Below are 6,141 nucleotides of genomic sequence, written 5' to 3'. Positions count from 1 at the left end.
GGGCGTTTTCCGCATCGCACCTCCTCTGACCGTCTCCGAAGAGGAAATCGATCTCGGCATCGACCTCCTCGGAAAAGCTATCGAAAAAACACACGATACTTCGGCGACTATCTAGTTCACGTGGTGAACAGTTGGTTATGAGGAGAAAATAACATTGGACGATCAATCTTCTTCAAACTCCCCGAAAAATAATCATGGATATGTTCAGGCTTTAGGCCGACGTCAAATCCAGATGATTTCACTTGGTGGAGCAATTGGTACTGGTCTGTTTCTTGGAGCTGCAGGGCGACTTGCTGATGTTGGACCTTCTCTTGCCATTATCTACGCTATTTGCGGTTTCTTTTCATTTATGATTTTGCGCGCACTTGGCGAATTAGTGATGTATCGTCCCACAAGCGGAAGTTTTGTATCTTACGCTCTAGAATTCCTTGGTCCTAAAGCTTCGTATATCGCAGGCGCGATGTCCTTTTTCAATTGGGCCATGACAGGTATTGTTGATATTACGGCTGTGGCTCTGTACATGCATTTCTGGGGAATATTTCAGTCGGTTCCGCAATGGGTTATGGCTCTATTAGCACTTTCCGTTATTACGTCTATGAATTTAATAGGTGTAAAATGGTTCGCTGAAATGGAATTCTGGTTTTCCTTAATTAAGATTTTGGCGCTTGTTCTATTTTTAGCTGTAGCTTCTATAATTCTTGGACTTCGCGTTCCAGTAGACGGACATACAACAGGAATTCCTGTTATTATTAAGAACGGAGGAATATTCCCACACGGAATATTGCCGGCGTTCGCCTTGATGCAGGGCGTTGTTTTTGCATATTCCGGCATCGAAATGATAGGAACTGCGGCCGGAGAGTGTCGAAATGCCCGAGAAATTTTACCATCTGCTATAAATAGTGTGATTTGGCGTATTATTATTTTTTACGTAGGTACAATTACGCTGCTTGTAATGCTTCTTCCATGGTCTGCCTATCAGGCTGGAACTAGTCCATTTGTCACATTTTTCCAGAAATTAGGTGTCCCAGGAATGGACTCTGTAATGAACATTGTTGTTCTTACAGCAGCCCTATCCAGTCTGAATTCAGGTTTATACTCAACAGGTCGTGTATTACGTGCATTGTCCTTGAATGGATCAGCGCCCAGGTATCTGGCTCGGATGAATCGACAGTCGGTTCCGGCGGCTGCGATCCTGACGACTGTTTCTGTATATATGTTCGGTATCGTTTTGAATTATCTATTGCCGACGCAAATATTTGAAATCATGCTCAACATGGCGTCCCTTGGGATAATCAGCACATGGTGCGTGATTCTTCTCTGTCAAATACGGTTGCGTCAAGCAATTGTGGCCGGTCGAATAGAACCGACAACATTCGCGATGCCTGGAGCTCCGTTTACAGCGTGGGTAACTCTCGTTTTTCTATTAAGCATTATCGGTTTAATGGTTTTGGATTATCCGATAGGTACCTATTCAGTCTGTGCTATCCCAATATTGGTATTTTTGCTCGTGGTTGGATGGAGACTTGCGCCCCATCGGCCATTGGCAGTCGTCCCGCAAACATGGAACTCCGTCGAATTGACGGATGATGCAAATATTTTTGAAGGCGGGAATGGATCATGACAAACATTATAAAAATAATAATAGTCATGATAATTATATTAACTTTCAAGACTCATGCCTGTTACGCTGATCAGTGGTATACTGGATCTCTGGTTTCTCCATCTGGTCCATTACCTAAAAAAAATATGTTTTTGATGGAACCCTATTTATATTACGCTATTCCTAATGGGATGATAGGAAGTCATAATAATAATACACCCATGTCTTCGCCTCGTCAGCAATCCATTACAAGCTTGACTGTGTATCGTTACGCAATTACAAATTATTTAAGCATACAGACTGAGCCGACTATCAGCTATATGTGGCGCAACCATAGAACGACCAGCAGCGGACTAAAATTTGGCGATCTGCCAATTGATTTGATGTGGCGCTATCTGACGGCTGATCCGCAGCGTTTTATTCCAACGCTCAATCTCATTACGGGTGTCTCATTGCCTACTGGTGACTATTCTCATCTCGGGCGCGCCGAAGATGGTGTCGGTTCTGGAGTTTATACCTATCGCGTTACGCTCACTGAACAGTCGACTTATACATTGCCTGACCATCGCGAGTTGCGATTGAGGATGTGGGCTACATTTCGCAGGGCGTTAACGTCGGCACATCTACATGATGTCACTAGCTATGGTACGTTAAAGGGTTTTTCAGGTCGCGCCCAACCAGGGATGTATGGAGAAACAGGATTCTCCTTAGAATACGGCATTAATCAACGCTGGGTGCTCGCAGTAGACATCGCTCGCGACTGGGCAAATGGTGCCAGACTGCATGGGCGATATAAAAACGGTACATATTTATATACAACAACAGCCTCATCAGGAGACTGGCAAATTGCTCCGGCCGTAGAATACAATTGGTCTCCGAACTATGGAGTCATAGCGGGTGTATCGATATATTATGCCGGACATAATACTTATCGAATTATTTCTCCTCAAGTGGCAGTGAATTTTCTCTATTGAAATGATCTGGGGATAATTCTTATTTTTAATTGATGCATAAATACGTATAATTTAGATATGCCTGCGTGGCATTGCGACGGTAGCTTTCTTATTGCTTTAGTAGTTTTCAGAATTGCACTGTGACATATTTAGCCGTCAGTCTGTCTGGAGCAAAAGGTGCCTGATAGATATCAAGTGTCCTAAAATAACACGATATCCGTGTGTCGCGCCTCGTCTTGGCAGGAGGCGCGACGCTTCTAAAAACGCATACTAAATTTTATTTTCAAACGCCCCTTCACTGGCTGTAGCGCACAATGCCCAGATCCTCATAAGGAATGTCTGGCATGCGGTTCGACATGATATCGGCCAGAACACGGCCCGAGCCACAGGCCATGGTCCAGCCCAGCGTGCCATGCCCGGTGTTGAGAAAAAGATTTTCGTATCTCGTGCGACCGATGATGGGCGTGCCATCGGGCGTCATCGGCCTCAGTCCGGTCCAGAACCGGGCCGCAGGGATGTCGCCGCCTCCAGGGAAGAGATCGGTGACCGAATGTGCCAGCGTTTCGCGCCGGGGCGCGCGCAGCTTCGTGCTGAACCCGGCCAGTTCCGCCGTGCCGCCCACGCGGATGCGTTCGCCAAGGCGGGTAATGCCGATCTTGAATGTCTCGTCCATGATGGTGGAGACCGGAGCCTGCTTTTCATTCACGATGTTAGCGGTCAGCGAGTAGCCCTTGACCGGATATATCGGCAGGTCCAGCCCAAGATGGCGCACCATGGCGGGCGAATAGCTGCCCAGCGACAGGACATAAGAATCCGCCACCATCTGGCCACGGCTGGTCTCGATCCCGGTAATGCGGCCGCCATCATTCGTCATGGTGCGGATGCGGGTATCGTAATGGAAGGTAACGCCAGCCTCCGCAGCCATGGCCGCAAGGCGCTGGGTGAACATGAACGCGTCCCCAGTCTCGTCACCCGGCAGGCGCAGCCCGCCCACGATTTTATGCGCCGATGCGGCCAGCCCCGGCTCGGCCTCCACGCAACCTTCACGCGTGAGCACCTGATAGGGCACGTTATACTGCTCGAGCACGCGGATATCGCCTGCAATGCCGTCAAGCTGCTTTTGGGTGCGGAACACCTGCAGCGTGCCCTGCTGGCGGTCATCGTAGGTGATGGCAGTGGTGGCGCGCAGGTCCATCATCATGTCGCGGCTGTATTCCGCAATGCGCACCATGCGGCCCTTGTTGCGGTTATAGGCGGTGGTGGTGCAGTTCTCGAGCATCTGCACCAGCCACTTCCACAGATGCGGGTCGGGTATGGGCCAGAACACGAAGGGGCGATACTTCATCAGCAGCCACTTGATGGACTTGAACGGCACGCCCGGCCCCGCCCATGGCGAGGAATAGCCCGGCGAGACCTGCCCGGCATTGGCAAAGCTGGTTTCAAGGCCTGCTTCGGGCTGGCGGTCTACCACAGTGACCTCATGCCCTGCTTGCGCAAGGTACCATGCCGATGTCACACCGACGACACCGCTACCCAGAACGATGATTTTCATTACATAGATGCCTTTTCTGGCGGATGGAAACGCATCACGCCACCTGTGTCAGGTAAGCGCGATGGAAACGGGAACCCAGCGCCGTTAGCACTTCATAGCCGATGGTGCCTGCGGACCGGGCGACATCATCCACACTGCGGCGCGGGCCGATCATGTCCACATGCGTGGCCTGCGCCAGCACGTTTTCGGGCACGTCGCTTACGTCAATGGTGGTGGAATCCATGGAAATGCGGCCAAGGATCGGCAGCCGGTAATCTCCCAGCCACGCACACCCTTCACCATCGGCACCGTGGCGCAGGAACCCGTCGGCATAGCCGATGCCCAAGGTTGCGATCCGACGCGGCCCGGCGGCGCGCCATGTCAGGCCATAACCCACGCCGTCGCCTGCATTGATGGTGCGGCGCTGGACAATGCGCGCGCCCAGTCGCACGGTAGGGCGTAGCGGATTGGACGCATCGTCATTGGGGGCTAGGCCGTAAAGGGCCGCACCGGGACGCACAAGGTCGAAATGGTAATCAGGTCCGAGGAAAATCCCCGATGAGGCCGAAAGCGCCAGCGGGGCGGCGGGCAGGCGGGCGGCCATGGCGCGCAGATGGTCGCGCTGCATGGCGTTGGCAGGGTTTGTCGGGGTATCGGCGCAGGCAAGGTGGCTCATCACCAGTTTCGTGTCGATTCCATCCAGCAGGTCGGGGTTGGCCTCCAGTGTGGCGACATCCGCATCAGACAGGCCAAAGCGCGACATGCCGGTATCAACCTGCAGGGCGGCGGGCAGGGGGTTGCCCGTCTTGCCCGCATGCGCGTGCCATCCGGCCACCTGTTCCATGCTATTCAGCACCGGCAGCAGGTCATGGCGCGTGAACTCGGCTTGTGTTCCCGGCATCGGGCCATGCAGGACAAAAATGTGTGCGGTGGGGGCAATATACGACCGCAGGCGGACGCCTTCTTCCAGATGGGCGACGAAAAAGGTATTCGCCCCGGCCTGTTCCAGAATGGGGGCAACCCGGTGGGCGCCCAGCCCATAGGCATCAGCCTTGACCACCGCAGCACAGATGGCGTTGTCCGTGCGAGTATTGAGCAGACGGTAATTCGCAGCGATCGCATCCAGATTGATTTCCAGCATCGCGCCCGCTCCCGACGCGGCCCACCCGCTCCCGGGTAGGAAGAAAGAAAGATCAGGCATGGGGCGTGTAATCCATCTGGCTGGGGAACAGATTCATCGTAACTCAATCGTAATAAAATTTCCTGTCCTACAGTAAAATTTTATGCAATTATTAAGCATCGAGACGCAATTTTATGCGAAAATAGATGGAAAATTCACTATGATATTCGACCGTCTGACAGACGCCATATTGCGCAATCTTCTCCACGACGGACGTATGAGTAATGCCGAACTGGCGCAGAGAGTCGGCCTGTCTCCTTCCGCCTGCCTGCGCCGGGTAAGGATGCTGGAAAAGGATGGGGTGATCCGGGGGTATCGGGCGCTGGTGGATGAACGTTCGGTCCATGGCAAGACCACCGTGATTGTGCAGATCACGCTGGAACGCCAGACGGAAGAATGTCTGCGGCGGTTCGAGGCCCAGGTGCGGGAATGCGCCGATGTGCGTGAATGTTATCTGATGACAGGGGACGCCGATTATCTGGTGCGGGTCGAGGCGCGGGATGCCGCCGATTACGAACGCATCCATAAGCAAGAACTGTCACGTATGTCCGGTGTAGCCCGGATACAGAGCAACTTTGCCATCCGTACTGTCGTGCAGCGATAAGGTATGTCGCCAATTAACGCCCATGTTTAAACTGCGACAATGACGTACTACGGGAAGCCTATTTTCGGATAGCTTTGGCGATCATTGTGTGCCGTAACAAGATGATTCCGATGAATCGTTTTTCGCGCTGATGGACACGGGCCGGAAGAGGCAGGGGTAGCTATGCCGCTTCTGGCATTTTAGATCTTCGACGCGGATTTCTCACACTTGAGGCAATTTCGGGTCATTTTGTAGAATTCAGTCATCCCACAGGAGCCCGATCTGGAATATTGA

Annotated in this window: 5 protein-coding genes; 3 read left to right on the top strand and 2 right to left on the bottom strand. The window is 52.3% G+C overall.

The genetic code is table 11. The features are described from left to right. Positions 1-148 precede the first annotated feature (148 nt). Together FKW31_RS14300 and FKW31_RS14295 are read left to right on the top strand one after the other, a co-directional pair. Positions 149-1,621 (top strand): amino acid permease, encoded by a 1,473-nt coding sequence (locus tag FKW31_RS14300; protein ID WP_370513070.1) that lies wholly within the window; start codon positions 149-151, stop codon positions 1,619-1,621. Positions 1,622-1,647: 26 nt separating this feature from the next. Continuing rightward, positions 1,648-2,574 carry a hypothetical protein gene (locus FKW31_RS14295; RefSeq protein WP_238332868.1) on the top strand — a complete coding sequence of 309 codons (927 nt, stop codon included), beginning with the start codon at positions 1,648-1,650 and terminating at the stop codon, positions 2,572-2,574. Between the two features lie 274 nt (positions 2,575-2,848). Here FKW31_RS14295 and FKW31_RS14290 read toward each other — a convergent pair whose 3' ends face one another. Both FKW31_RS14290 and alr read right to left on the bottom strand, forming a co-directional pair. Further along, positions 2,849-4,105 carry a D-amino acid dehydrogenase gene (locus tag FKW31_RS14290; RefSeq protein WP_150178888.1) on the bottom strand — a complete coding sequence of 419 codons (1,257 nt, stop codon included), beginning with the start codon at positions 4,103-4,105 and terminating at the stop codon, positions 2,849-2,851. 34 nt (positions 4,106-4,139) lie between these two features. Then, complete coding sequence (gene alr / locus FKW31_RS14285; RefSeq protein WP_150178887.1) at positions 4,140-5,285, bottom strand: alanine racemase; 1,146 nt, start codon at positions 5,283-5,285, stop codon at positions 4,140-4,142. Between the two features lie 139 nt (positions 5,286-5,424). Between alr and FKW31_RS14280 the strand changes: the two genes are divergently transcribed. Beyond that, entirely contained in the window at positions 5,425-5,868 is a 444-nt protein-coding gene (locus FKW31_RS14280) for an Lrp/AsnC family transcriptional regulator (RefSeq protein ID WP_150178886.1), read from the top strand. Positions 5,869-6,141 lie beyond the last annotated feature (273 nt).

The sequence above is a fragment of the Acetobacter sp. DmW_136 genome (genome assembly GCF_008690365.1).
GTDB classification, from domain to species: domain Bacteria; phylum Pseudomonadota; class Alphaproteobacteria; order Acetobacterales; family Acetobacteraceae; genus Acetobacter; species Acetobacter oryzifermentans.
The sequence above is the reverse complement of the archived record's forward strand: the minus strand, read 5'-3'. Positions and strand labels throughout refer to the sequence as shown.

Excerpts from the sequence above, each read along its gene's own strand:
- FKW31_RS14295 (WP_238332868.1), top strand. The coding sequence starts at position 1,648 with ATGATAATTATATTAACTTTCAAGACTCATGCCTGTTACGCTGATCAG.
- FKW31_RS14290 (WP_150178888.1), bottom strand. The coding sequence starts at position 4,105 with ATGAAAATCATCGTTCTGGGTAGCGGTGTCGTCGGTGTGACATCGGCA.
- alr (WP_150178887.1), bottom strand. The coding sequence starts at position 5,285 with ATGCCTGATCTTTCTTTCTTCCTACCCGGGAGCGGGTGGGCCGCGTCG.
- FKW31_RS14280 (WP_150178886.1), top strand. The coding sequence starts at position 5,425 with ATGATATTCGACCGTCTGACAGACGCCATATTGCGCAATCTTCTCCAC.